At 73.3% G+C, this 26,223-nt stretch carries 16 protein-coding genes and 1 pseudogene; 6 read left to right on the plus strand and 11 right to left on the minus strand.

All coding sequences use genetic code 11. The features are described from left to right. The first annotated feature begins 5 nt into the window (after positions 1-5). On the plus strand, positions 6-1,199 hold the full coding sequence (locus tag OP18_RS26745; RefSeq protein ID WP_052387378.1) for an MFS transporter: 1,194 nt from the start codon (positions 6-8) through the stop codon (positions 1,197-1,199). A 29-nt stretch (positions 1,200-1,228) separates the two neighbouring features. Here OP18_RS26745 and OP18_RS53095 read toward each other — a convergent pair whose 3' ends face one another. The 3 genes from OP18_RS53095 to OP18_RS53100 form a co-directional block, all read right to left on the minus strand. Next, a complete protein-coding gene (locus OP18_RS53095) occupies positions 1,229-3,094 on the minus strand; it encodes a DUF4118 domain-containing protein (protein ID WP_052387379.1) in 1,866 nt (621 codons plus the stop codon). Positions 3,095-3,376: 282 nt separating this feature from the next. Further along, positions 3,377-4,501, minus strand: coding sequence for a site-2 protease family protein (locus tag OP18_RS26755; RefSeq protein WP_033361768.1), 1,125 nt, complete (start codon positions 4,499-4,501; stop codon positions 3,377-3,379). 382 nt (positions 4,502-4,883) lie between these two features. Further along, on the minus strand, positions 4,884-7,379 hold the full coding sequence (locus tag OP18_RS53100) for a glycosyl hydrolase (protein ID WP_081971146.1): 2,496 nt from the start codon (positions 7,377-7,379) through the stop codon (positions 4,884-4,886). A 474-nt stretch (positions 7,380-7,853) separates the two neighbouring features. On the opposite strand from OP18_RS53100, the gene OP18_RS53105 reads away from it, so the two are divergent. The 4 genes and pseudogenes from OP18_RS53105 (at position 7,854) to OP18_RS53120 (ending at position 10,824) form a co-directional block, all read left to right on the plus strand. Then, a complete protein-coding gene (locus tag OP18_RS53105) occupies positions 7,854-9,608 on the plus strand; it encodes a cellulose binding domain-containing protein (protein WP_052387381.1) in 1,755 nt (584 codons plus the stop codon). 97 nt (positions 9,609-9,705) lie between these two features. Then, a pseudogene (locus OP18_RS59820) lies at positions 9,706-9,849 on the plus strand (cellulose binding domain-containing protein); the annotation flags it as partial. Between the two features lie 24 nt (positions 9,850-9,873). Then, positions 9,874-10,473, plus strand: a complete 600-nt coding sequence (locus OP18_RS60855; RefSeq protein WP_245635528.1) for an RlpA-like double-psi beta-barrel domain-containing protein — start codon at positions 9,874-9,876, stop codon at positions 10,471-10,473. A 153-nt stretch (positions 10,474-10,626) separates the two neighbouring features. Continuing rightward, a complete protein-coding gene (locus OP18_RS53120; RefSeq protein WP_156089803.1) occupies positions 10,627-10,824 on the plus strand; it encodes a hypothetical protein in 198 nt (65 codons plus the stop codon). Between the two features lie 38 nt (positions 10,825-10,862). Here the strand turns inward: OP18_RS53120 and OP18_RS26780 are convergent, their stop codons facing one another. Continuing rightward, a complete protein-coding gene (locus OP18_RS26780; RefSeq protein WP_156089804.1) occupies positions 10,863-11,828 on the minus strand; it encodes a YihY/virulence factor BrkB family protein in 966 nt (321 codons plus the stop codon). 121 nt (positions 11,829-11,949) lie between these two features. Beyond that, positions 11,950-15,129 carry an HAD-IA family hydrolase gene (locus tag OP18_RS26785; protein ID WP_052387385.1) on the minus strand — a complete coding sequence of 1,060 codons (3,180 nt, stop codon included), beginning with the start codon at positions 15,127-15,129 and terminating at the stop codon, positions 11,950-11,952. Between the two features lie 166 nt (positions 15,130-15,295). Between OP18_RS26785 and OP18_RS26790 the strand changes: the two genes are divergently transcribed. Next, positions 15,296-16,318, plus strand: a complete 1,023-nt coding sequence (locus tag OP18_RS26790) for a hypothetical protein (RefSeq protein WP_156089805.1) — start codon at positions 15,296-15,298, stop codon at positions 16,316-16,318. Between the two features lie 9 nt (positions 16,319-16,327). Here OP18_RS26790 and OP18_RS26795 read toward each other — a convergent pair whose 3' ends face one another. From OP18_RS26795 to OP18_RS26820, 6 genes are all read right to left on the minus strand, one after another. Continuing rightward, on the minus strand, positions 16,328-16,777 hold the full coding sequence (locus tag OP18_RS26795; protein ID WP_156089806.1) for a nuclear transport factor 2 family protein: 450 nt from the start codon (positions 16,775-16,777) through the stop codon (positions 16,328-16,330). Positions 16,778-16,835: 58 nt separating this feature from the next. After that, positions 16,836-22,139, minus strand: a complete 5,304-nt coding sequence (locus tag OP18_RS26800) for an AAA family ATPase (protein WP_052387388.1) — start codon at positions 22,137-22,139, stop codon at positions 16,836-16,838. Positions 22,140-22,595: 456 nt separating this feature from the next. Continuing rightward, complete coding sequence (locus OP18_RS26805) at positions 22,596-23,006, minus strand: hypothetical protein (protein WP_211273680.1); 411 nt, start codon at positions 23,004-23,006, stop codon at positions 22,596-22,598. Positions 23,007-23,223: 217 nt separating this feature from the next. Beyond that, a complete protein-coding gene (locus tag OP18_RS26810; RefSeq protein ID WP_033361771.1) occupies positions 23,224-24,279 on the minus strand; it encodes an ABC transporter permease in 1,056 nt (351 codons plus the stop codon). Further along, the gene (locus OP18_RS26815) at positions 24,276-25,178 is read right to left on the minus strand and encodes an ABC transporter ATP-binding protein (protein WP_211273681.1); all 903 of its coding nucleotides are present in this window, start codon (positions 25,176-25,178) and stop codon (positions 24,276-24,278) included. The genes OP18_RS26810 and OP18_RS26815 overlap by 4 nt, the downstream gene beginning before the upstream one ends. 167 nt (positions 25,179-25,345) lie before the next feature. Then, entirely contained in the window at positions 25,346-26,209 is an 864-nt protein-coding gene (locus OP18_RS26820; protein WP_033361772.1) for an alpha/beta fold hydrolase, read from the minus strand. Positions 26,210-26,223 lie beyond the last annotated feature (14 nt).

Raw genomic sequence — 26,223 nt, forward strand, 5'->3', positions numbered from 1 at the left:
AGGCGATGACGCGTCCCAAACTGCCGCCGCTGCTGGTGGGCGTGCTGGTGCTGGGCATCGCCGACTCGATGATCGGGCCGTACCTGGTGCTGCTGGGCACGGACCGGGCGCGGCTGAGCCCGGTGCAGGTCGGCGTGTTCATGTCGCTCATCGCCGCCAGCGGCCTGGCCGTCAGCACGTGGCTCGGCCGCCGCTTCGACGCCTCGCACGGCCGGTGGCCGGCGCTGGTCGCGGTGGCCGCGCCGGCCGCCGGGTACCTGGCGCTGACCACGACCACCAGCTACGCCCTGCTGCTGCTCATCGCCGGGGCGCTGCTGGGCGCCGGCATGGCCGCGTTCCCGCAGCTGTTCGCGCTGGCCCGCACGCACCTGGACGGGGCGTCCGGCGCCGGCCGGGCCGGGACACCGCTGCTGCGGTCGGTGTGGTCGCTCGCGTGGGCGATCGGGCCGTTGATCGGCGCCGGGGTGCTGGCCTGGCAGGGGTACCGCGGGCTCCTCGTGCTCACCGCCCTGGCCTTCGGGCTGGTGGCGCTGCCGGTGCTGCTGCTCGGACCGACGCCCGCACCCGCGCCCGGGCCGGCCGAGGACGCCGGGGCCCGCCGGGCGGGTCGCACCGTGCTGCTGGCGGCGGCGAGCTTCACGCTGTTCCACACCGCGATGCTCGCCGGTTCGGTCGCGCTGCCGCTGTACGTGACGCGCACCCTCGATCGCCCGGACAGCGTCGTCGGCCTGCTGTTCAGTGCCTGCGCGATCGTCGAGATCCCGGCCGCGCTGGCCCTGGTGCTGCTGCCCGAGCGGGCCCGCCGGCGGCCGGTGATCCTGGCCGGCATGGTCGTGTTCGTCGCCTACTTCCTGCTCGTCGCGGCGAGCACGACCGTCGCGGGGCTGGTCGGCACCCAGGTCGCCCGGGGGGTCGGCATCGCCGTCGTCGGCGCGCTGGGCATCACGTACATGCAGGACCTCCTGCCGGGCGCTACCGGCCGCGCCACGACCCTGTTCGCCAATACCCTCACCTTCGGCTCGCTGGTGTCCGGTGTCCTCGGCGGCGCCGCGGTGCAGGCGCTCGGGCCACGGGCGGCGCTGCTGCTGTGCGGCGGGATCGCGGCCGCCGGCTGGGTGCTGCTGGCCGCCGCCGGGCGGGAGCCGGCCGGCGGCCTGCCGGACGAGGCGGAGGCGGCGCGTCCGGTCGTCGCCCGCTGACACCCGCCGACCCGCCCGCGGGCCGGACGTCAGGTCGCGACGGTGGTCGGGATGGTGGCCGTGAGCAGGGTGCCGCCGCCGGTGGGGCTGGTGACGGTGAGCTGTCCGCCGAGTGCCTCGACGCGGTCCTGGAGGGCGATGAGGCCGGTGCCCCGGTGGGGATCGGCGCCGCCGGCACCGTCGTCGCTCACCGACAGGTGCAGCGCGCCGTCCTGCGTCGCGGTTCGGACGTGCACCAGCGAGGCCCGGGCGTGCCGGCCCGCGTTGGTCAACGCCTCGGACACCATGTGGTAGGCGGCCACCTCGACCACCGAGGGCAGGCGCTCATCGGTGTGCAGGTCGAGGTCGACCGGCACCGGGGATCTGCGCGCGAGCGCCTTGAGCGCGGGTGGCAGCCCGCCGGCGGCGAGCAGCGTCGGATGGATGCCCTGGCAGATCTCCCGCAGGTCGTCCACGGCACGGTTGAGGCCGTCCAGGGCACGCGACAGCTCCGCCTTCGTCTCCTGCTGGTCCGGCGGCAGCCCGGCCTGCGTGGCGCCGAGCCGCATGGCGACGGCGAGGAAGTGCTGCAGCGCGCCGTCGTGCAGCCTTCGCTCGATGCGCTCACGGGTCTGGTCGGCGGCGACGACCAGGCGGGCCCGGGACGCGGCGAGCTCCTCCCGGCTGTCGGCGTTGGCCACGGCGGTGGCCGCGAGCCGCACGAACCCCGCGACGCGGGCCTCGGTGTCCGCCGGCAGCGGCTCGGGCCGGGTGGACGCCACCGACGCCAGGCCCCACAGCCGGCCTTCGACCACGATCGGCAGCCCGACCGCGGACCGGATCCCGAACTCGCGGGCCAGCTCGGCGCCGTCACCGGCGGCGAGCTGGAAGCTGTCCATCCGGGCCGGGCGTCCGGTCTCCCTCACCCGCAGCGGGATGTTCTCGCCCCGCAACGGCCAGCGCGTCTGTCCCGGCTGCAGGCCGGGCATGCTCGTCGAGAGGATGGTGACCGTCCCGTCCGGCTCGTAGCGCAACAGCCAGGTGCTGAAGTCGCTCAGCAGGCCGTGCAGCTCCGTCGTGATGGCGTCGAAGACCTCGGCCGGCCGGCCGCCCCGCGCCACCAGCGTCGCCACCCGCCCCAGCGCGGCCTGTTCGGCGGCGAGCCGGCCGAGGCGCTTGCGGCTCGACTCGAGCGAGTGCAGCACCGCCGTTCGTTCCCACCCGGCGTGCAGCAACGACGCCAGCGACGGCACCACCCGCTCCCGCAGCCGCCCCATCGTCCGGCCGGGAACGGTGGCCGGCACCAGCAGCGTGCCGATCCGGTCTGCCCCGGCGCTCAGCGGCAGTGCCGTGCGCCGGTCGTCACCGGCCACCGCGGCGAGGTGGATCTCCGCTTCCGGCAGTTGCAGCGACTGCGCGATGCACCGCGCGACCGCGGGCAGCACCGTCGCGACATCGTCCGTGTGCAGCAGCAGCTGGGCCATCGCCGCGGTGAGGTCGGACTCCTCGGCCTCGACGGTGCGCGCCCGGGACAGGTCCGCCAGCGCGCTCGTGGCCAGCACGACGGCGAGGAACACCGCCAGCCCGGCCAGATCCTGCACGTCCGAGGCCGTGAACCTGCCGACGGTCAGGCCGTGGGATACGGCGAACGCGGCGGTGCTGGCCAGCGCGGTGAACATGCCGAGCCACCGGCCCCACACCGCCGAGATCACCAACACGCCGATGATGTAGACCATGGCGGGAGAGAACGACGTCATGACGCCCCGGAACGGCGCCACCGCGACGGTCTCCAGCGTGATCAGCAGGAGGGCGACCGCGATCCCCGTGGCCCAGGGCGGGCGTACCGGTCGTACCAGCCAGGACAGCGGCGCATGGCGGATGGCCGCCATCCTCGGACTGCCCTGCTCGGCGGCCATGACTTCAGCCGACCTCAGGCGGGCGGCACGGTGGGCGCGGCCGGGGTGCGACCGGCCCGGCGGTGCACGCCGCACGGCGGTGACCTACCTGGTTTGCGGCAACCTGTTCGCACATGGCTCCTCACACGGGATGCGCGGCAGCACGGCCGGCTCGCGCGACCGGCCAGGGACGCGCCCTTCGACGCTCCTGTCGCGGGACCGGATGCGGCTTCTTCGACGACAATGCCCCCTGTCCCGCCGCTTGAACCGGCGCCTGGCGTCCGACCTGCGCTGATTTCGGCGTCAGCGGGCACGGTCGCCGGCCGGCGCGTGCAGCCGCGCCACCTCGACCGCGCGGGCGATGTCATCACTGGACAGCACACCGACGAGCCGGCCGTCGTCGACGACGACCGCGCTGCGGGTCGGTCCCGGCAGCACGACGGTCGCCACCGCCTGCCCCGCGTCGACGCGGGTGGCGGGCCCGGCGACCTGCTGCAGCGTCGTCGCCGCCCGGGCCGTCGCGGGCACGTCGACGAGGGCCGTGAGCCCTACCATGCCGGTCGGGTGTCCGGCGTCGTCGCAGAGCGGGAACCACCGCTGGCGGGAGCCCGCGGCGACCGGGACGAAGCTTTCGACGCTCTGCCCGGGCTCGCCGCACACCGCACCGGTCCGCATCACGGCTCGGACCGGCGTGTCGTCCAGGATCGCGCGGGTGCGCGCGGTGACGCCCTCGGCGATCGCCGCGGCGAGCACGAACCAGCCGAGCAGTCCCAGCCAGATGCCGCTCAGCGCGCCGAAGACCAGCAGTTCGGCCAACCCGGCGAACAGCAGCGCGATGCCCAGCCAGCGACCGGTCCGGGTGGCGGTCAGCGCGGCGCGGGTACGGTCACCGCGCCACCACCACAGCGCGGCGCGCAGCACCCGGCCGCCGTCGAGCGGCGCGCCCGGCAGCAGGTTGAACACGGCGACGACGAGGTTGATCATCGCCAGCCAGCCCGCCGTGGCGACCACGGCGGGCGGTCCGTCCAGGCCGGACACCAGCAGCGCGACAGTGCCGAAGCCGACGCCGGCGGCGAAACTGGTCAGCGGACCGGCGATGGCCACCAGGAAGTCGGCGCGGGCGCTGGGCGGCTCGTCACGGAACTCCGCCACGCCACCGAGGAGCCACAGGGTCAATCGTTCGACCCGGATGCCGAACCCACGGGCCACGAGCGCGTGGGCCGCCTCATGCGCGAACAGCGACAGCAGGAACAGTGCGGCGCCGCCGACGCCGAGCAGCCACGCGACCGTCCAGGGCAGGTCCGGCACGCTGGCCGGCAGGACACCGACCACGAGGCTCTGCGCCAGCAACACCATGATCACCAGCGCCGACCAGTGCACACCGACCGGAATCCCGGCGATGCGACCGAACTTCAGCGTCTGTTTCATGCCTCACCTCGGTGCACGCTGACGCTACGGGGTCGACGTCGAACGCACCGGTCGCATGAGTGCCCGCCGTGCGGCGCACCGCCGCCGGGCCTGCCCCATGCATGAACCTGCGAGGCGATCTTCCCGTCACCGGTGCCACCGGATCAGGTGCTCGATGACACCGATCGACCTCGCGGTCTCCTGGTGCATCGTCTCGGCCGCGTTACCAGCTTCGCTCGCTCAATCGTCTCGCAGGCACTTGTCACAGTACGCCCGGACAGGCCCGGCGGCGGGTGAGCGAGCGGGTGACGCCGGGTGCCCGGGAGGCCGCCGGATGGTCCGTGCCCCTCGGGGGCGGGCCGCGGCCCGCCCCCGAGCGGTGTTCTTCGCGCGGATCCTCTGGTCAGCCGGCGGTGCAGGTGAGCGCCGGCGCGGTGTTGGTGCCGCCGACGTTGGCGCTGAAGCCGAACGACGTGGTTGCGCCGGCGGCGATCGCCGCGTTGTAGCTGACCGGTTTCGCGGTGACGGCGGCGCCGGCCGTGGTCAGCGTCGTGTTCCACGAGTTGGTGATGGTCTGGCCGTTGGCGAACGTCCAGGTGACGGTCCACGTGCCGATGCCCGTGGTGCCGGTGTTGCGGACGGTGACCTCGGCGTTGAACCCGCCCGCCCAGGAGTCCGTCACCGCGTAGCCGGCGCTGCACGCACCCTGACCGGCAGGCGGGCTCGTCGGCGGCGGTGAGGTCGGCGGCGTGGTGCCGCCGCTGATCGAGACCTCGCCGAGGTTGAGCGTCCACGGGTCGTTCATGAGCGCGCCGGAGTTCTGGTTCTGCGGCGGGCCCCACTTGTCGTTCCAGGCGAGGAAGTAGGACGTCTTCGGGTAGTACTGCTTGATCGCGTTGATCCACTTGCCGTAGTCGAACGGCGAGTTGTCCGGGCCGATCTCGGTGAAGGCGAACGGCTTGCCGAGACCCAGCAGCTGGTTGTAGGTGCTCTGGATACCGGACGCGGCCGGGTTGTCGTCGTAGGCGTCCATGCCGACGATGTCCACGACGTTGCCGCCGGCGAAGTAGCCGGTCGCGTTGCCGCGGCTGAAGTCGGGTGCGTAGACCCAGACGAGGTTGTCCAGACCGCGCGTGTTGACCAGGTAGTTGTGCATGGAGTTCCAGACGTTCTTGAACGTCGTGGGGTCCTGGTTGCCCCACCAGAACCAGTCACCGTTCATCTCGTGGAACGGCCGCCACAGCACGACCACGCCGGCGCTCTTGAGGTCGGCGAGGCCGTCGCCGACCTGCTTGAGGCTGTTGAGCCAGGCGCTGCCGACGGCGGTGCCGGGGTTGGTGATGTCGGCGAAGTTGGGCAGCTTGGTGCCGAAGCCGCCACTGCCCGGGTTCGGCCAGTGGATGCCGACGCTGACCAGGCCGCCCCGCTGCTGCCAGCTCTTCAGCGTGCTGTTGCAGGAGCTGTTGACCTGGGTGTTGCTGCTGGTGACCCAGTTGCCGTAGTCGCAGGCGAGCACCGCCGGGTACTGGCCGGTCTGGTTGTGCAGCTGCTCGGTCTGGTCGAGGTTGAAGGTGCCGCCGCTGTAGCCGCCGAAGAAGCCGGAGGCGACCCGGTTGGTGCTGCCGTTGGGCAGCCCGGCGAGCCAGTTCAGCACGGTGCTGCGGGTGACCGGCCCCGGCGGGGGTGGCGGCGGCGCGCCGGTGCTGTACGCCTCGATCTCGTAGAGCGAGTAGCCCCAGCTGGTGTTGGCCCGGGCCGTGCCGTACACGCGCAGATAGCGACCGGTGGCGGTGACGGCCAGGTCATTGACGCCGCCCGTGCCGGTGCTCGTGGTGTAGACGGTCGTCCAGTTGGTGGCATCGGCGGACGTCTGGACCTGGTAACCCTTGGCGTAGGCGGCCTCCCAGCGCAGCACCACCCGCTTGATCTGCTGGCTGGCGCCCAGGTCGACCTGGATCCACTGCGGGTCGCTGTAGGCGCTGCCCCAGCGGGTGGAGGTGTTGCCGTCCACGGCGAGGGCGGCCCCGAGACTGCTGCTCTCGTTGGACGACGAGGTCGCCGGGCGGTTCAGCGCCAGGTTGCCCGACGCCGGCGGCTCGCTCGTCGGCGTCGGCGTCGGCGTCGCGCCGGTGGTGACCGAGAACGACTGGACAGTCAGTCCGGCACCGCCCGTCCACGGCTCGAAGCCGGCCTGCACGCTGGTCAGGTACCAGCCGGACTGCGCGTAACCGCGGCCGACCGCGTCGTCGAAGAACGCCGAGACCGCGAAGTCCATCGAGGTCGCGGCCGCCTGGCGGACGTAGGACACCACGTTCCAGCCGCCGTTGTCGGCGATGCGCCCGCCCCACACGTCGAAGGCGGCACCGGCCACGGTGGCGGTGGCGATCTTGCTGCCCACCGGCTGGATCGGGCCCAGATGGTTGAGCCACACCATGATCTCGACGCCGTTGTTCTGCCCGGTGGTCTTGGCCGCCGGGTCGAACCAGATGTCGTACGCCGCGTCCCAGGCGCCGCCGCTCGGGTAGGTCATGGAGACGCTGGTGGTGATCTGCCGGAAGCGGCTGTCGGAGGCCGGCAGCGGCAGGATCGTGCCGGGGCTGCAGTTGCCGTAGTGGCAGCCGTAGTAGACCGACGGGTACGACGCCGGCGCGCCGTTGGTCGGGTTGTTCGCGTTGCCGGTGTCGAGGCTGAAGCCGTCGACCGCGCTGTTGACCGTGATGCACTGCGCGACGTCGGTGCCCCAGCGGTTGTTCTGCACGACGTACCGGCTGCCGGTGGCGCTGCCGTACTGGTCGCAGATCTGCGTCGCCGCCTGGGCGTTCGTCATCTGCACGACGACGGTGAGCACTCCTGCGGCCAGGACGGCGCCTGCCAGGAGCGCTGCTCGGAACCTGTTCATCTGCTCCTCGGAACCCTCTGCTCGGGTGGATGGGGGTGTGCGTGGCGGGGCCGCGGACGTCAGGACGTTGCGGTGCTCGCAGGTGGCGGCTGCGGACCGGTGGGGTGGACGACGGCGGCGTGCCGAGGGTCGAACAGGGTCGATACTGATGCTTAGGCGCTTCAGAAGCAAGCGGTGAGCGCGAATTCCTACCGCCGGTCAGCGACGAGCCGATGGTCGATGTACTTGCCAGCCACTTGCGGGCAGCGGGGCCTGGCAGTATCGAAGCGATTCGACGATGCAGTGGCTCTGACAGGCCATTCAGCGCGCGATTCGCCGCGCCGGGAAATCGCCGGCGGCGACGTCGACCGGCCGCACCGCTGCGGTCGGCGTGGAACTTTCAGGCGCGGCACCCAGCGCTGCGGTCGATCCGTTGACAACTTACGCGCTTAAGGATCAGCATCGCGTTTTCACGAATCTGCCCAAGGAGGCGCAATGAGACGTCGTGCACTCGCTCGGCTCGCCACGGCCGTAGCGGCCGTCGCCGTCACCGTGCTCGCGGCCGGCCTGGCGCTCACCCCGTCCGCCCGAGCCGCCGCCGATGGCTGCCAGGTGAGGTACGAGGTCACCAACGACTGGGGATCGGGCGCCACCGCGACGGTGGTCGTCACCAACACCGGCTCCACCGTCGTCAACGGATGGACGCTCGCCTGGAGCTTCGCGGCCGGCCAGACGATCACCGACATCTGGAACGCCACGAAGACCCAGTCCGGCGCCGACGCCACCGCGACCAACGTCGGCTACAACGCGGCCATCCCCGCCGCGGGCGGGTCGGTCAGCTTCGGCTTCAACGTCACCTATGCCGGGTCCAACCCGGCCCCGGCGGCGTTCGCGCTCAACGGCGTGGCCTGCTCGGGCCCTGGCCCGACACCGTCAGGCAGCGCGAGCGCGTCCAGCAGCCCGAGTCCGAGCGGCCCGGGCACGCCGTCGGGGAATCTCGCCCTGCGCCGCCCCGTGACGGCCTCGTCGACCGAGGGCGCCGGGCTGTCCCCGGCGAACGCGGTGGACGGCGACCGCACCACCCGCTGGTCCAGCCTGTACGCGGATCCGCAGTGGCTGCAGGTCGACCTCGGCGCCGACTACCCGGTCCGGCAGGTGATCCTGCGGTGGGAGGCCGCCTACGCCCGCTCGTACCAGGTCCAGACCTCCACCGACGCGACCACCTGGACGACGGTCGCCGGCACCACGAGCGGCGACGGGGGCGACGACGTGCTCACCGTCGACGGCCGCGGCCGATACGTGCGGATCTCCGGCACCGCCCGCGGCACCGCCTGGGGCTACTCCCTGTTCGAGCTCGAGGTGTACGCAGTGCCGGTCCCGGCACCCCCGGGCCCCGACTGCGGCCAGCCGCCGGCCGACCCCGACGCCGGTTCCAAGGCACGCAACCTGATCTGCTACCTGAGAACCCACACGTACGTCAGCGGCCAGACCGACCTGCCGGACGCGGACAAGGTGCGGCAGCTGACCGGCCGCTACCCGGCGATCGTCGCCTTCGACTTCATGGAGTACACCCGCGGCAGCGTCCAGACCCAGCAGGTCATCGACTGGGCGCGGCAGCGCAAGGGCATCGTCGCCTTCCAGTGGCACTGGTACTGCCCGCGCGGCGGCGACTACGCCGCACCCTGCGACTTCGTGCCGGACCTGAGCAACCCGTCGTCCAAGCTGTACCAGGACATCGACCTCGTCGTCGGCGAGCTGAAGAAGATGGGCGACGCCGGCGTGCCGGTGCTGTTCCGCCCGCTGCACGAGTCGAACAACAACTACATGTGGTGGACCAGGAAGGGCCAGGACGCCTACAAGCAGCTCTGGCGGCTCATCTACCAGCGGGCCCGGCTGGCCGGCGCGCACAACATCGTGTGGGTGTTCAACGGCATGGCCAGCGGCCAGGGCACCGCGCTGTCGTCCTGGTACCCCGGTGACGGTTACGCCGACCTGGTCACCTCCGACTACTTCCAGAGCGCCGGCGACCTCACCACCTGCAAGGCGGTCGGCAGCGGCAAGACCACCGGCGTCGCCGAGACGTTCAGCCCGCTCAACCCGTCCACCGACCCGGCCTGGCCGTACTTCGTGGTCTGGGCCTCCCGCGACTGGAACGGCAGCGGCAAGGACGTCGCCGGCCTCTGGAGGACCGCCATGGCGAACCCGCGCACGATCTCCATCGACCAACTGCCGGACATGACCGCCTGGTAACCGCGGCACCGGCGCGACGGTGGGCCGGCTCCCGGGCTCGGGGGCCGGCCCACGCGATGTGTGACGTTTCCCCCCGCGATCCGCCGACGGCTGGAGCGGCACCTACGCCCAGAGCGGCACCGCCGTCACCGCCGTCAACGCCACCTACAACGGCACCATCGCGACGGGCGGCACGGCGACGACCGGCTTCAACCTGACCTACAGCGGGTCCAACCCCGCCCCGGCGGCGTTCAGCCTCAACGGGCAGGCATGCGGCGGACCCACCGTGCCGACCACCGGTCCCACCACCCCGGACGCCTCCCCGACCACGTCGCCCGGCCCGTCCGGCAGCGCCTCGCCGACGCCGTCGACCAGCGGGTCGCCGGGCCCGGGCGGCCCGACGGTGACCGGCAACGCCACCCACTTCGACGGACTCGGCGCGCCCTACGGCGGCTGTGGCCTCCCCCAGGCCGAGCTGGACAGCCAGCACTTCGTGGCGCTCAACGTCTACAACACTCCCGGCGACTCCAGCACGTATTACCCACGCCCGATGGCCGCATCGCTCGGTTCGAAGATCGGCGCCTGGGACAACGGCCGCAACTGCGGACGCTGGGTCACGGTCACGATCGACGACTACTGCACCGGACTCAACGACGGCGCACCGGGGCAGCCGTTCTGCCGCGGCGGCTCGTGGATCGCCGACGGGTACAACGGCGCGACGTTGACCATGCTGGTGGCGGACAGCTGCGGCGACGGCAACGCCTGGTGCCGCGACGACCCGCACCATCTGGACCTCGCCACCGGCTCACTCAACGCGTTCACCCGCAACGGCGCGCCCGTCGGCGACATGTACCCCACCCACTGGGGTAACCGGCGTATCCGGTGATCGTGGGCCCTTCCGCCGAACTACACCGGCGACCTGCGGATCGGGTTCCTGCAGAACGCCGAGCGCAACTGGCCCGCGATCGCCGTCACGCACCTGCCGAACGGCATCCACGGCGTCGAGTACTCCGCGGGTGGCGACTGGCACGCCGCACCGATGAACGGCGACATGGGCCAGTCCTTCATCGTCGGCGCGACCCAGCCGCAGGGCACCGAGTTCCGCATCCGGGTGCGCGACGCCGACGACCGCCTGGTGGCCGGTGGGCGGGTCTACACCTTCAGCCTGCCGCCGACGTGCGCCCCCAGATGTTCGGCACCGTTCACCGCGGTCACCTACACCACGACGGCCGGCTGAGATGCCGCACTGCGACCGCCGGCTCCCGCCGCCGGCGGCTACGGTTCGTCCCGCCGGTCGAAGTCGACCCGCACCGTCTGGAACCCCTTGAACCGCTGCGCGGCCGCGAGCGCCGTGTAGATCCGCCGGTCGGCGTCGGTGAGGTCGACGTCGTCGGTGAACGGCGCGAGCAGCGCCCGGGGCCACAGACGGAAGTTGGCGATCATGTTCAGCTCGGCGCAGAGCATCAGCACCAACGCCTGCAGGTAGATCCACGCGAGCGCGGTGAGCACGAGCCCGAACGTGCCGTACAGCGCGCTCGCGTGGCCCAGCCGGGTGGCGACGTACCGCGCACCCGCCGTCTGCAGCACCATCCAGAAGGACGCACCGATCAACCCGCCGGCGATGACCTGGCGCAGCAGCAGGGTCCGGGCGGTCAGCAGCTGCATCGCCGCGGTGAACAGGGCGGCGTTGACCGCGAACGTCAGCAGGTACCCGAGCAGCTGCAGGCCGGGCCCGGACCGGCCGGTGAGCTGGTGGGCGAAGGTCACGAACGCCGTCGCCGCCGCCGACAGCAGCACCGCGCCGCCGAGCATCACCAGCAGCCCGAGGCTGCGCAGCCTGGACCGGACCGGATTGGGCTGCTCGTTGCGCGGGATGCCGTAGATGTGGTTGAACCCGGCCTGCGCGGCCTGCATCGCGCCGAGCCCGCCGTACAGGGCGCCGATGACGCTGAGCACCAGGCGCGTGCCGCTGCCGCGCAGCTCGCTGACGTTGCGCTGCAGCTCCGGCCCGATGGCCGGCAGGTCACCCACCGCCGACTGGACGAGTTGCTGCTGCAGGTCGGGGTTGGCCTCCAGGAAGAAGCCCAGCGCGGTGAAGAACAGCAGGGTCAGCGGGAACAGCGAGATGAAGCCGTAGTAGGTCACCATCGAGGCGAGGTATGGACCGCGGTCGTCGAAGAACTTGTAGACCACCGCGAGCGGGAAACCCAGCCAGGCATGCTGGCGCTGATATCGATCCAACCACGCGACCACGGCGGGGCACCTACCCCGTCGCCCCGGCGTCACGCCCGGCCGCGGCCGGGCCGGCGAGCCTCCCGTCGGCCGTCCGCGGTGCGGACAGACCGGTTCGCGCGGTGCCGGTTCACGCGGTGCCGGGCGGCGCGGTGCCGGGCGCGGCGTCGTAAGTGTGGTAGTCACCCGCGAAGGACACCGGCGACCCGGCGGCGACGGTGAACGGCTCGCCGCGGTGCCGCGCCGTCACCGGATCCCCGCTGCGCACGGTGTACGTGACGCGGTGCTCCTCGATGTCGACGTCGAGCACCGACCCGTGCAGCATGAGCGGGAACCGCAGGCGGCGGGCCCGGGTGGGCAGCATCGGGGAGAACTGCGGCCCATCCGGCGGGCGCCACCGGTAGCCGGCGAACCCGTACACGACCGCCATCCAGGTCCCGCCGGCCGACGCGACGTGGACGCCGTCGCGCAGGTTCCCGGCGGTGTCGGCCATGTCGACCGCGGCGGCGTCCACGAGGTACTCCTCGGCGCTGCGGTACTTGCCCGCGTCCGCCGCGGCGATCGCCTGGATGCACTCCGACAGCGAGGAGTCTCCGGTGGTGAGTGGATCGTAGTACTCGAAGATCCGTCGCCGCTCGTGCGCGGTGAACCGGTCGGGCAGCAGCACGGTGGCGAGCACGACGTCGGCCTGCTTGATCACCTGATGGCGGTAGATGACCAGCGGGTGGTAGTGCAGCAGGAGCGGATAGCACTCCGGCGGCGTCCCGGCGAAGTCCCACGGTGCCTGGTCGAGGAAACCGGCATCCTGCAGGTGGACGCCGGCGGTCTCGTCGTACGGCAGGTACATCCGCTCGGCCGCGCGCCGCCAGGTCGCCGGCTCGTCCTCGCGCAGCCCGGTGCGCTCGACCAGCCGGCGGAAGTCGGGCGGGGACTGCGTCCGGACGCGGTCCACCGCGTCGGCGGCCAGGGTGAGGTTCTCGGCCGCCATCAGGTTGGTGAACAGGTTGTTGTCGACGACCGTGGTGTACTCGTCGGGCCCGGTCACCTTGTGGATGACGAACCGCCCGCCGTGCCGCGGGGAGAGGAAGCCGAGGCCTGCCCACATCCGGGCCGTCTCGACCAGCAGTTCGGCACCGTGCCTGAACAGCAGGTCGGTGTCGCCGGTGACCGTGACGTACTGGGCGAGGGCGTACGCGATGTCGGCGTCGATGTGGTACTGCGCCGTCCCGGCCGCGTAGTACGCCGACGCCTCGTCGCCGTTGATGGTGCGCCATGGGAACAGCGCCCCCGCGCAGCCGACCTCGCGGGCCCGGCGGCGGGCCGCGGGCAGCATCCGGATCCGGTGCATGAGGAGGCTCCGGGCCACGTTCGGCGCAGTGTGCGTCAGGAAGGGCAGGACGTAGGCCTCGGTGTCCCAGAAGTAGTGGCCCTCATAGCCGGTGCCGGTCAGGCCCTTGGCGGGTACCCCGTGCCCCTCGCTGCGCAACGCCGCCTGCAGGATGCTGAACAGGCTGAAGTGCAGCGCCTGCTGGGCGGCGGGCGACCCGTCCCAGACCACCTCGCTGCGCTGCCAGAACTGCGCGACCATCCGTTCGTGGTCGGCGAGCGCCGACGCCCAGCCGGCGCCGCGCGCCCGGTACAAGGTGACCGCCGCCCGGTCGGCCAGGTCCGCCGCGTCCTCGGCACCGTAGTGGTAGGCCAGCCACTTGGTGAGGGTGATCGTCTGCCCGGGCCGAGCGTGGGCTTCGAAGGCGACCGCGGCCCGATGGCCGTCGAGCTTGGTACGGACGGGGGTGACGGTCCGCTCGTCGAACTCGTGGTCCATGGCGGCGGCGACCACCAGCCCGCCGCGCGCCGTCCGGTAGGTACGGATCACCCGGACGCCCTCGGCACGTTCGAGCCCCGGCTCCAGGGCCCCTTCGGCGAGTGCCCGGCTCTGCCGCGGGTCGACCACCTGACCTTCCGCCGCCGGCCGCGGGGTGAGCAGCTCCGAGGAGAGCACCAGGTGACCGGGGCCGTCCAAGGCTGTCACCTCGTAGCGCAGGCACGCCATGTGCCGTTGCGCGAGAGACGCGAACCTCCTGGTGTCGACCCGGAACCGCCGGCCGTCCGGCAACTGGTGCACCACCGAGCGGTCCAGGACCCCCCGCCGCATGTCGAGGGCGCGGTCGAACTGGCGCACCTCCGTCGTCTCGCACGTCACCGGGTCGTCGTCCACGAACAGCCGGATCGTGGTGCCGTCCGGCACCCGCACGATGGTCTGGCCAGTGGTGGCGAACCCATGGGCGGGTTCCGGGTACACGATGGGCCAGGTCTCGTGGAAGCCGTTGAGCATGGTCCCCGGCCGGAACGACGGCTCCCCCTCCTCGAAGGACGCCCGGATCCCGAGGTAGCCGTTGGACACCGCGAACAGCGTCTCGGTCTGCTCGACATAGCCGGGGTTGTAGACGCGTTCGCGCAGCCGCCACGGGTCGACGGTGCGGTCGCCGGTCTCCGCGATGATCCGTTCGGCCGCGGCCAGGAGCCGGTGGCGGCGAGGTCCGGCCCGGTGGACGTCCTCGGTGGACGCGGCCAGCAGCTCGCCGAGGTCGGCGACGACGACGTCGGCGCCGTGGGCGGTGAGCTGCTCGGCGTGCCCGTCCCGGTCGACCCCGACGACGAGCCCGAACGCGCCGGCCCGGCCGGCCCGCACCCCCGTCACGGTGTCCTCGACGACCACCGCCCGCCCAGGTGCGACACCGAGCTGGCGCGCGGCCTCCAGGAACGCGTCGGGTGCCGGCTTGGCCGCCAGCGGGTGATCCAGTGCCGTCGCACCGTCCACCCGGACGTCGAACAGGTTGGCGATGCCCGCGCGGCGCAGGATCGCGGCGCAGTCGCGGCTGCTCGACACCACCGCGGTGCGCAGCCCGGCCTCGCGCAGCTCCCTGACCCAGGCGACCGACCCGGGGAACGCCTCGACACCGGCGCGCTCGAGCTCGTCGCCGACGATCAGCCGCTCCCGGTTGCTCACCCCCCACACCGACTCCTCCTCGGGCCGCGCGTCCGGCGAGCCCTCCGGAAGCTCGATGCCGCGGGAGCTCAGGAAGTCCCGTACACCGTGATGGCACGGCCGGCTGTCGAGATGTGCGGCGTAGTCGGTCCGTTCGTCGAACCGGGTGGTGCGGGTGCCGTGCCCGGCGTCCCACGCGCTGAGGAACTCCTCGAACGTGCGCCTCCAGGCCGCCGCACGCACCGACCGGGTGGCGGTCAGGACTCCCTCGAGATCGAACAGCACCGCGTCGTAGTCGGTGTGGGTGACTGGACGGGACATGACGACCTCCCGCTGCCGCTCCGCTCGGCGCGGACTGCCGGTCGCACCCAGCGGTAGTCGTCTCCATCGTAGGCACGTCGGCGTCCCGGCCCGGGGCGGCGCCTCAGGGTCGGGTCAGGGGTGGCGCCGGATGCACCTCGGTGCCGTCGCGGGTGAGGGTGGGACGATGCATCGCTTCGCCGCACGGCTGCGCGCCAGGATGCCCGCCAGGTCCGGCAGCTCCCGGGTGGACCTGTGGGTCATGGCCGGGTCCGGGATCGCCACCGTCCTGCTCACCCGGTGGTTCCTGGCCACGGCCGGCTACCCGAAGCTCGGCGGCGGCGGGCTGCACATCGCGCACGTGCTGTGGGGCGGGCTGCTGCTCGCGGCCGGCCTCGGGATCACCCTCACCTTCCACGGGCGGCCGGCCCGGGTGGCCGCGGCCGTCGCCGGCGGCGCCGGGTTCGGGCTGTTCATCGACGAGGTCGGCAAGTTCGTCACCGAACGCACCGACTACTTCTACCGTCCCGCCGCCGGCATCATCTACCTGACGTTCGCGGCGCTGGTCGTCACCCTTGTGCGGTGGCGCGAGCCGGGGCACCGCACCCAGGACGACCGCACCGCGGAGGCGTTGCGGATCGCCCTCGACGGCGCCGGTACGGGTCTGACCGCGCAACAGCGCGCCACGGCGCTGCGCCTGGCGGAGCCCGGCGGGCGGGCGGTGGACGACGCGGTGGTGGCGCTGGTCGAGGCGCTGCCGCACCGGGACAGCCCGTGGGCGGGCCGCCGCCGGGCGGTCGCCGAGCTGGCCCGCCGCCTGGTGACCCGCCCGGTCGTCGCGGTCGCGGTCGCCGGCGTGTACCTACTGCAGGTGCCGCCGCTTGTCGGCGCCCCGATCGAGGCGTTCGCCGGCGACCTGCGGCAGACCCGCGAGCTCGGCGCCAGCATCGCGATGGTCGCCGCCGCGGCCGTGGCCGCCGCGCTCGCCGTGCGGGCCGGGTTCCTGCTGCGCGCCGACCGGCACCGGGCGCTGCGGCTGCTGCGCGCCTCGGTGCTGGTCGACCTGCTCGCCGGTCAGGTGTTCAAGTTCACCGCCCTGCAGTTCGACGCGACCGTCGGGCTCGGCCTGTCGGTGCTGCTGCTCGCGGTGCTGACGGTCGAGCTGCACCGCGCACCCGGCGCCGGGGCGGTGCCGCCCGGCGCCGGGTGACGTCGCCGGTCAGGCGGCCGGCGCGCCGCGCAGCATGTCGCCCCACCCGGCCTGGATCATGCTGGTGAACCGCCACTCGCCGCCGGTCTTGGCCATCACGTCGACGTAGCGCATGTGCTGCACCTGCGCCCCCGTGGTGACCGTGCTGTCGGTGATGACGACGGCCAGGTCGGCGTTGAGGAACACCGGCCGGCGGTGGTTGTCCAGCCGGGGGCGCGGCTCGCTGACGGCCATGCCCATCGCCTGCACGAACGTGTCGCGGTCCCACTGCTGGGTGACGCATTCGCCGGCGGAGTCGTTCGTGGTCACCGTCAGCGGGAACAGCGCCACGTCGGCCATGCCCTGGACGTCACCGCGCTCGGCGAGCGCGTCGTAGGCGGTGAACCAGTCCAGCAGCCGCGCCACGTCACGGTCCTCGGGCGCGTAGGCGGCGCTGGTGATGGGGCTCTGGTCGGTCAACGTCACTCCCTCGGGTCAGTTCTCTTTACACCGTAGAGAGTAACACACCGGCGCCGCGTCAGCCGGTCGGCCCGGGCGCCTCCGGCTCGCACGCGGTGGGGATCTCGACCGCGAGGCGGGTGCCCCGACCGTGCGGGCTGCTGAGGGTGATCGAGCCGCCGAGCGCCTCGGCGCGGTCCTTGAGGCCGACCAGGCCGGTGCCGCCGGCGAAGTCCGCGCCGCCGACGCCGTCGTCGCACACCGTGACACGCAGGACGGTGCCGACGACGTCCACGGTGACCGTGATGGTCGAGGCCTGCGCGTGTTTCGCGGCGTTGGTCAGCGCCTCGGCGACGATGTAGTACGCGCTGACCTCGACCCGCTCGGGCAGCCGCCCGACGGTGCGGATGCCGAGCTCGACCGGGACCGGTGAGCGGCGGGCTAGCCCGCGCAGGGCCGGCCCGAGCCCGCCCTCGGTGAGCATCCCCGGATGGATGCCGTGGGCGATCTCGCGGACCTCGTCCGCCGCGGCGGTGGCCGCGGCGACGGCCCGGTCGAGCTGCCGGCCGAGCGCGTCCAGCTGCGGCGGCACGTCCGCCTGCGCCGTGCGCAGCTGCAGCGCCAGCGCGACCAGCCGCTGCTGGGCGCCGTCGTGCAGGTCCCGTTCGATGCGCCGGCGGGTCTGGTCGGCGGTGGCCACGATCCGGGCCCGGGAGGTGGTGAGCTCGGCCCGGCTCTCGGCGTTGGCGATACCGGTGGCGAGGAGCTCGTTGAAGCCGGCCAGTCGCTGCTCGGCGTCCTCGTCCAGCCGATCGCGGCGGGCGGTGGCCACCACGGCACCCCAGAGGCGGCCCTCGACCAGGATCGGGCCGGCGATCACCGACTGGCGTCCGGTGGAGCCCGGCCGCGAGCGGTAGACGGCGTGGCAGCGCGCGGCGCGGCCGGTGACCTGGACCGCCGCCATGGCCGAGCGCGGGTCGAGTCGCATCCGGGTGCCGATCGCGGTGTGCGTGATGCCGAAGCCACCCATCACCGTCGCCTCGCCGGCCGCCTCGAACCGGATGACGGCCGTGCTCTCGGCGTCGAAGAGCGCGCCCACCTCGTCGGCCACCGCGGCGAAGACGGTGTCCGGACCGGCGCCCCGGGCGACGAGGGTCGCCACCCGCCGCAGCGCCGCCTGTTCGTTCGCGATGCGCCGGTAGTCGGCGTAGAGGCGGGCGTTGTCCAGGGACACCGCGAGCTGGCCGGCGATGAGCTTGACCGCGTCGAGCCGTTCGACGCTGAACGCGCCGCGGATCAGGCGGTTCTCCAGCAGCAGGACCGCCTGCAGGGTGCCGCGGTTGACGATCGGCACGGCCAGCATCGAGCAGCAGCCGAGGCCGGCGAGGTACGGGTCGCGGGCGAAGCGGTCGTCACGGGTGACGTCGCCGACGACCAGCGGCTCGCGCGCACGCTGGACGTACCGCAGCACGGACAGCGGCACCGCGTGCTCGTCGCCGGTGACGCGGACCGCGTCGACGCCCCCCGGCGCCGGTAGCAGCCAGTCCTGCCGTTCGCCGCTCCACAGCACCAGCCGCACCTGGGTGGCGCCGGTGATCGCGCCGAGCGCCCGGACCAGCTCGGTGTGCAGCCCTTCGACGCGGGTCTGCGAGCTCAGCGCCCGCGACGCGGAGAGGATGCCGAGCAGGTCGATCGTCCCCGTCGTGACCGAGGAGTGCACGCGGTGCGCGTCGCCGTGCCGGTCGGGCGGCGGGCGCAGGGTCGGGTACGCCCAGTCGAGCTGGTGGACCTTCGCGGTCGCGCCCCACGCGAGGTACTCCTGACGCGCCTCCAGCAGCAGGCTGTGGCCGGCGTGCTCGACGCCGTGGGCCAGGCAGAAGCGGCCGGCGTGCTCGGAGATCAGGGCGGCGTGCCACGGCCGCCCGCGCTGGACCGCCTCGTGCCGGGCGGCGTCGAAGGCGAGGGCCGCGACGTGGAAGTCGCCGACCGCCCACGCCTGCTCGGCCTCCACGAGCCGCACCAGGTGCAGGAAGTTCGCCGGCGCGTCCACGGCACGGTCGGCCAGCCACCGGGTCGCCTCGTCCAGCTCCGCCAGCAGCGCCCCGCGGTCGTCGCCGTGGCTGTCCCGGGCCTGCCCGGCGAGCGACAGGCCGCGCAGCAGGTACGCCAGCGCGGTCGGGTAGAGGCCCGGGGCCGCCGGCAGCAGCGGCATCGCCGCCGCCGTGTGTTGCGCGAGGCCGACCGGGTCGCCCAGGACCGCTGCCGCGAACGCCCGGTTGACGTGCGCGTGGAACAGCGCGAGGGGGTCGCCGGCGTACCGGGCGGTCGCCGCCTCCACGGGCGCGGGAGAGCACTCGCCGCGCAGCACGTCGGCCAGCCACCGGTAGGAGTCCAGCCACCAGCCGGACTGCTCGCTGCCGGTCCGGCGCATGAAGGCCAGCCCGGCCTCCACCTCGGCGACGCAGCCGTCCAGCGACGGCGCGGTGTCCAGCAGTCCCACGACGGTCGCGTAGTAGGTGAAGGCGCCGTGGGTGAGGTCGCCCGCCGCGAGCAGCCCCTCGCGGGCCTGCCGCCCGGTCTCGACGCTGTTCTCGAGCGGCTCGAACCAGCAGGATCTGAGCGCGTGCAGGAAGCGCACCTGCGCGAGGTCGGCCTCGTAGCCCCGGGCCTCGCCCAGCGCGAGGATCCGTCGCAGCACCCGGTACCCGGCGGCGAGGTCGCCGTGCAGCACCGCCACGGTCGCGGCGGCGCCGACCGGTCCGACGAGGGTCGGGCCCGGGCCGTGCTCGAGCCACATCCGCAGCGCCTCCAGGCTCAGCCGGCTGTACAGGTCGTAGTGCGCGGCGAGGTAGGCCGCCGTCAGCACCGCGGTCAACAGGTGGGTCGCGGCCAGCAGCGCGGGGTCGCTGATCTCGGAGCGGGTCAGCTCGTCGGCGCCGCCGGTGCGGTCCAGCCACCGGTACAGCTCGTCGAGCCCGCCGGGTGTCGGATCCTCCGCCGGGACGGTGACGCCGAGCTCGCGCAGCGCCGCCACGCCGAGGTCGATCGCCTCCCCGAGCCGGCCGCGGTGGGTCAGGCTGCGGACCTGCACGCCCGTCGCGTCGGCCCGGTCCATGACACCGGCGGTCAGGCCCTCGATCGCGCGGTACTCCTCGTCGGCCTCCTCCAGGCGGCCCAGGCCGTACAGGGCGGCGTGGCGGCAGGTGCGCACCTCGACGAGCGTGCCGGTGTCGCCGGGGTCGACCAGCCGCAGCGTCGCGGCCAGCAGCGCGGCCACCACCGCGTGGTCCCCGGCCAGCTGGGCCTGGCCGGCGGCGCGGCGCAGCAGCCGCACCACCCGGCCCCGCTCCTCGGCGTCGCCGACCGCGTCGACCACCGGCAGGTACTGCTCCGCCGCGACCATGAACAGCGCCGGGACGGCCGCCAGCCGTCGCGCCGTCGCCAGCCGCAGGGGCCGGCACCGCGGACCCAGCCCGCGCAGGACCACCTCGTGGACGCGGTCGTGGCGGAACCGCACCGTCGGGCGCGTCCCGGGCTCCAGCACCAGCAGGCCGTCGTCCAGGGCGGGCGCCAGCCGCTGCTCCGCCAGGTCCTCCGGCACGGCGGTCGCGGTGCGCAGCACGCCGAGCTCGGCCCGCCCGCCCAGGCACGCCATCACCTCCACCAGCTGCCGGGTCGCCGGTGGCAGCGCCCGCACCCGCGCGGCGAGCAGCCCGGCGACCTCGGACCGGCCGAGGCGCGCGCGCACGGCCGCCGCGTCCCACTGCCATCCGGCGGCCGAGACGCGCAGCACGCCGTCGCGGCGCAGCGCGTTGAGCAGCTCCACCGTCTCGTACGGGTTGCCGGAGGTGTACGGGTGGATCAGCTTGCCCAGACCGGTCGCCCGGGCCGGGTCCACGTGGAGCATCTCGGCGACCATCGTGACCGTGCCGGACACCGGCAGGTTGCCCAGCCGCAGGTGCCGCACCCCGGGCCGCTCCCGCCACCGCGCCAGCGGCGCCGCGAGTGTCCGGGCCCCGTCCGCGTCACCCGCGCGGTACGCGCACACCATCAGCAAGCCGTCGAGCCGCTCCGCCTCCAGCAGGAGCTCGATGATCTCCAGCGGCGACTGGCCCGCCCACTGCAGGTCGTCGACGAACATCACCACGGGGCGTTTCGGGGAGGCGACCGCGCGCATCACGTCCACCGCCAGCCGCTGCGCCCGCACGTGGGCGGTCAGCGGATCCCCCGGGTCGGGCACCCTGCCCAGCAGCGCGGCGAACTCCGGGGCCACCGCGGCCAGCAGGCCCGCGTTCGGCCCGACCGCCGCGAGGAGCCGTTCGTGCACCTGCGCCAGCTCGTGCTCCGGCTCGGCCAGCAGCAGCCGGCCCAACGCCTGGTACGCCTGGCGGAGCCCGTTGAACTCCATGTCCCGCCGGTGCTGGTCGAACTTGCCGGTGACGAACCAGCCGTTGCCGCCGGTCACCACCGGCCGCAGCTCGTCGACCAGCGCGGTCTTGCCGACGCCCGAGGCCCCGCCGATCAGCACCCCGCGGCACCGCCCGGCCAGCGCCCCCTCGAACGCCTCCTTGAGCACCGCCACCTCCGCGGCGCGCCCCGCCAGTCGCGACGGCGGCAGCAGCCGCAGCGGCACGTCGTGCTCACCGACCCGCAGCCCGGCGGCGGCACCGGGGCCGCCGGCGCGCACCCGCTCCAGGTCGGCGAGCAGGCCCTCCGCCGTCTGGTACCGGTTGTCCGGCTCCTTCTCCAGCAGGTGCATGATGATCCTGGACAGCGGCCCCGGCGGCGGCACCGGCACCCGGGCCAGGTGGTCGTGCGTGAGGCGCAACGGGTCGCCGGAGCCGAACGGCGGCGCACCCGCGGCCAGCTCGTACAGGGTGGCGCCCAGCGCGTACAGGTCGGCCCGGTGGTCGATCGACCGGCCGGTGCGCCCGGTCTGCTCCGGCGCCAGGTACGGCAACGTCCCCACGATCTCCGTGTGGTGGGTGAACCTCGGTCGCAGCTCGGCCAGGAACGAGGCCAGGTCGAAGTCCACGAGGCACGGCGCTCCGGTGCGGGAGACCACGATGTTCGTCGGCGCGATGTCCCGGTGCAGCACGCCCCGCCGGTGCATCCCGGCCACCGCCCGGGTCAACGCCACCGCCAGGTCGAGCAGCTCGCCGGCGGGCAGTGGCAGCGCCGTCCCGGTCAGGCTCTCGCCGCCGACGTCCGCCAGCACGACCGACCCCGGGAACGCCGGCGCGTCCAACAGCTGCGCCACGCCTTCGACGCCGCGCAGCCGCTCGAGGATGGCCGTCTCGTGCTGCGCCCGCCGCCGCGCCTCCGGCCCCAGTGGCTCCTTGCGGATGACGGTGCCACCACCGCAGACGGGCACCCGGGTCACCCGCGTACGTTCGCTCTCGTGCACGATGCCCGCCCGAGCCGCCGGACGCCGCGACGCCACCTCCCGTGCCGCCAGATCGCCGCCCGCTCCCATCCGGCACCTCCGGTTCCGGTAGGTCTAGTGCCCTGCTTACACCGATTTGACCGCAACGGCGAGCACCTCCGCGGGTGGACCGGGGCCGCCCGGCATCGATCGGCGAGCGTGGTTGCCCACCGCCCGGCATCGCCGGGACGTCACTCGCCGTGATGGCGCGTTGACGTTGTGGCGCCGACCCGCTTGCAAGTGCGCTTGCGGTGGCGCTTGAGGGGTCCCGCAAGCCGACCGCAAGTGCTCACCAAGTGCGCGCCGGCAGAGTGTGCACCATGACGAACACGACCACGTTCTGGGCCGGCCCGACCTTCACCGCCGCCACCACCGACGCCACCGACGCCTGACCCGCGGTCCGGGATCCGGCGCTCACCACATCGCGCCGACCGCCGCTGCCAGGGCGACCGCTGACGCCGCGGCACGGACGCGGTCCACGCGCAGCAGTGCGGTGATCCGTCCGGGATCGTGTCCGGTGCTGAGCCGTGCATGGGCCGGGGCCGCGGCGGCCGCGGTGACCGCGAACGCGACCGCGGTCGCGGCCAGCGCCAGCAGCGTCCAGGCGTCCGGGCCGGACCACAGCGCCCATCCCCCGGTCACCACCAGCGCGCCGTAGACACCGACGACGAGGCCGGTGATCGCCGTGGTGTGGGCGCGGTGCGCGTCCGGCCACTGCGCCGCGGGGACCCTCGCGAGGGCCGGATACACCACCGCCGTGACCGTCGCCTGGAAGCCGAAGTGGGCGGCGGCCGCCGCCAGCAGGGCCGCCTCAGAGGTCATCACGTCAGCAAGCGAATCACGCCGGACGGGCCGGCCGGGAGACGAACGCCTCGCTCGCGGGGGCTCCGGCGAGGTCCGCGATGATCTCGGCGGTCTCCTCCGGGTGGGTGATCACGGGCTCGGCGTACGTCGCGATCGGCTGAGCCTTGAGCCGCGGCCGCAGCCACGCGTGGTCAACGGTCCCTGGATGGTCCTGCGGGCCCGCCGGCCCTCGGACAGCTCAGACCTCGTCCCAGCGGAACCGCCACACCGCGATGGCGGACAGCACCACGGCGAAGCCCAGCAGGATGCCCACCTCGGGCAGGACGCTGAGCGGACCCTTGCCGCGCACCATGACGTCCAGCATCGCGGTGTTCAGGTGCCGCAACGGCAGGATCTCCGCGAATCCCCGCAGCCAGCCGGGGGCGTTGTCGAGCGGGAAGAACGACCCGGACAGGAAGGCCATCGGCAGCACGATCAGGTTCACCATCACGTTCGCCGCCTCCTCCGTCTTGGCGAGCGCGCCGGCGAGCAGCCCGATCGACAGGAACGACAGCGTGCCGGCGAGGATCACCACGATCGACATCCACCAGGCGTCGGCGAGGTGCAGCCCGAAGTACGGCAGGGACGCGACACCGAGGAAGATCGCGGTCTGTAGCAGGGCGACCCCGAGGCTCACCACGACGCGGGCGGTCACGATCGACGAGGTGCGCACCGGCGACAGCCGCAGGCGGCGCAGGATCTGCTTGCGGCGCCAGTTCACCAGGGTCATCGCCGCGCCGAACGTGGCGCCCGTCGCGATCGCCCAACCGAGCAGCCCCGGCGTGACGTACTGGATCGCCTTGAGCGAGGTGTCCTCGACCTGCCGCATGTCCAGCGCGACCTTCGGCGGCGCGCCGCCGGACTGCAGCGCGAGCTGGTTGAACACCGACCGGACGGTGGCGGCCCGCACCGTGTCGGCCGCGGAGTAGTGCACCACCAGCTGGTCGCCGCGCTGCTCGACGGCGGCCGCGATGTCGCCGTCCTTGACCTTCCTGACCGCGGCCGTGGCGTCGTCGGTCCTGGTGATGTCGAGCACCTTGGACAGTTCGGCCCGATCGTCGCCCTGGACGGCGTCCAGCACGGGCACCGCGCCGATCTGCTCGATCTGGACGCGCGGCGCGCCCTGGTCCTTGAACAGGCCACCGAACAGCACCAGGAACATGAGCGGGAACAGCACCGTGAAGAACAGCGCCGTACGGTCGCGGACGAAACCGCGCAGCATCGCCTTCGACAGGCTGGCGAACCCCCGTGTCATGCCCGGTACTCCCGTCCGGTCAGCTCGAGGAACACGTCCTCGAGGGTGGCCCCGGACACCGACAGGCCCTTGAGGGCGTTGCGCTCGGCGAGCGCGGCGAGCACGGGCGCCGGCGTCCGGGTGGCGATGCTGAGCGACACGGTGTCGTCTTCGACGGTCGCGTCGGGGAACAGGGCCCGCACGTCGCCCGCGGGCAGCACGCCGCTCTCGATGGCGATGCGGGTGGGCGCGTCGAGCCCGCGGACCAGCACCGCGGGCGGCCCCGAGCTGAGGATCCGGCCGCGGTCCATGATGGCGACCCGGTCGCACAGGGTCTCGGCCTCGTCGAGGTAGTGCGTGGTGAGCACGACGGTGCGCCCCTGCCCGTTGATGTCGCGCAGCAGGTCCCACAGGTTGCGGCGGGCCTGCGGGTCCAGCGCGGCGGTGGGCTCGTCGAGGAACACCAGCTGCGGGTCGTGGGCCAGCGCGCAGGCGATCGACAGCCGCTGTTTCTGACCGCCGGACAGGGTCTCGGAGCGTTCGTCGGCCTTGTCGGCGAGGCCCACGACCTCGAGCATGTCGTCGGCCTTGCGGTCCGGTACGCCGTACAGCGAGGCGAACGTGCGGATCTGCTCCCGGGCGGTGAGCCGGTCGAAGAAGGAGTTCGCCTGCAGCTGCACCCCCATGCGCGGCAGCAGCTTGGCGTTGCGCGGCCAGGGCGACTCGCCGAGGAGCCGCACCGAACCGCGGTCGGGTTCACGCAGACCCTCGACGATCTCCAGGGTGGTGGTCTTGCCGGCGCCGTTCGGTCCGAGGATGCCGAAGAACTCGCCGTCCTGCACCTCGAACGACACGCCGTCGACCGCCTTCAGGTCGCCGTAGGCCTTGTGGAGGTCCTCCACCACGATCGTCGCGGACATGAATGTCACTGTAACGATCATGAGTGTCCGCCGCTGCCCCGCCGCGGGCGCCGTCGCCCGCCGGCCGGGCGCGCGGGCCTGGTACCGCGTGCCGATGGTCGGCATCTGCTCGTCGATGCGTGGGCGCTTCGGCGAGCGCGGTTCGCACAGCCACCCGGCCGCCGCCGTCAGGACGGCGGGCAGACGGCGTGGGCGGCGGCCAGGATCTGTTCGGTGACCGGCGTCGGGTGCGAGACGAGGGTGAGGTGCGAGCCGCCCGGCACCTGCAGGATCCTCGCGTTGGCACGGCGGGCCATCGCCTGCTGCGACTCCGGCGTGATGATCTTGTCGGCGGTGCCGATGACGTACCAGGACGGGATCGTCTGCCACGCGGCGGCCTTCGACGGGGTGGTGAAGGCGCGCATCGTCGCCGGTCGCTGCCCGGCCCACAGGGTCGTCGCGAGCGGCTTGGGCAGGTCCTGGCCGAACGACTGCAGGAACACCGGCTGCTTGAGGTACAGCTCGGCGTCGCCGGACGGCGCGCCGGTGTACGGGACCCGGTCGTACAGCGTGGCGGGCTGCGCGCCGAGGGCGGAGGTCGCGCCGCTGAGCTGGGCGGTGGTCTCGCCGACCGCGGGTGCGGCGGCGTCGACGTAGACCAGTTGCCGCACGGCCGGGTTGTTCGCCGCGCCGTTGGTGATGACCGAGCCGCCGTAGGAGTGCCCGACGAGCACGACCGGCCCGTCGATCGTCTTGAGGAACGCGGCCAGGTCGGCGGCGTCGCCGGTGAGCCCGCGCAGCGGGTTGGCGAAGGCACGCACCACGTACCCCTCGCGCTGCAGCCGCTCGGTCACGCCGTTCCAGCTGGAGGTGCCCGCCCACGCGCCGTGGACCAGCACGACCGTCGGTTTCGCGGCGCAGGCAGCGGGTGCATTGCCCGCTGCCGCGGCGGTCGGCGGCGGCGGTTCGGCCGCGCCGATGACGCCGAGGCTGGCCACGGCCATCACCGTGGCGAGCGAGGCCAGTGCCGGGGTGCTGCGCAGTGTCTTCATGTCGTGCCTCCCGC

It is taken from the genome of Dactylosporangium aurantiacum (genome assembly GCF_000716715.1).
GTDB lineage: Bacteria > Actinomycetota > Actinomycetes > Mycobacteriales > Micromonosporaceae > Dactylosporangium > Dactylosporangium aurantiacum.

Excerpts from the sequence above, each read along its gene's own strand:
- OP18_RS26745 (WP_052387378.1), top strand. The coding sequence starts at position 6 with ATGACGCGTCCCAAACTGCCGCCGCTGCTGGTGGGCGTGCTGGTGCTG.
- OP18_RS53095 (WP_052387379.1), bottom strand. The coding sequence starts at position 3,094 with ATGGCCGCCGAGCAGGGCAGTCCGAGGATGGCGGCCATCCGCCATGCG.
- OP18_RS26755 (WP_033361768.1), bottom strand. The coding sequence starts at position 4,501 with ATGAAACAGACGCTGAAGTTCGGTCGCATCGCCGGGATTCCGGTCGGT.
- OP18_RS53100 (WP_081971146.1), bottom strand. The coding sequence starts at position 7,379 with ATGAACAGGTTCCGAGCAGCGCTCCTGGCAGGCGCCGTCCTGGCCGCA.
- OP18_RS53105 (WP_052387381.1), top strand. The coding sequence starts at position 7,854 with ATGAGACGTCGTGCACTCGCTCGGCTCGCCACGGCCGTAGCGGCCGTC.
- OP18_RS53120 (WP_156089803.1), top strand. The coding sequence starts at position 10,627 with ATGAACGGCGACATGGGCCAGTCCTTCATCGTCGGCGCGACCCAGCCG.
- OP18_RS26785 (WP_052387385.1), bottom strand. The coding sequence starts at position 15,129 with ATGTCCCGTCCAGTCACCCACACCGACTACGACGCGGTGCTGTTCGAT.
- OP18_RS26790 (WP_156089805.1), top strand. The coding sequence starts at position 15,296 with ATGCATCGCTTCGCCGCACGGCTGCGCGCCAGGATGCCCGCCAGGTCC.
- OP18_RS26810 (WP_033361771.1), bottom strand. The coding sequence starts at position 24,279 with ATGACACGGGGGTTCGCCAGCCTGTCGAAGGCGATGCTGCGCGGTTTC.
- OP18_RS26815 (WP_211273681.1), bottom strand. The coding sequence starts at position 25,178 with ATGTCCGCGACGATCGTGGTGGAGGACCTCCACAAGGCCTACGGCGAC.
- OP18_RS26820 (WP_033361772.1), bottom strand. The coding sequence starts at position 26,209 with ATGAAGACACTGCGCAGCACCCCGGCACTGGCCTCGCTCGCCACGGTG.